Genomic DNA, 257 nt, shown 5'->3' on the forward strand with positions numbered 1-257 from the left:
TCCCGGGTGCGTCTGTTCCCACAGCATGTCGTCGGCGGGGTGCAGCAGAATCGGCGCGTCGAGGGTCTCCGAGAGTTCGGGTGCCACGGTCACGTGGTCGTTGTGTCCGTGGGTGCAGACGATCGCCGTCACGGTGCGGCCGGCAACCGCGTCGACGATCGGGGCCGCGGTGTGTGCGGCGTCGACGATCACCACCTCGTCGTCGTCACCGATCAGCCAGATGTTGTTGTCGACGTCCCAGGTGCCACCGTCGAGGC

1 protein-coding gene is annotated in these 257 nt (G+C 67.7%); it reads right to left on the minus strand.

The genetic code is table 11. From position 1 onward, the window contains the following. Nucleotides 1-257: MBL fold metallo-hydrolase (locus MTX34_RS26210; protein WP_243611210.1), on the minus strand; the 257-nt coding region annotated here is incomplete at both ends.

It is taken from the genome of Rhodococcus sp. ARC_M5, from assembly GCF_022810405.1.
In the GTDB taxonomy this organism is placed as follows: Bacteria; Actinomycetota; Actinomycetes; order Mycobacteriales; family Mycobacteriaceae; genus Rhodococcoides; species Rhodococcoides navarretei.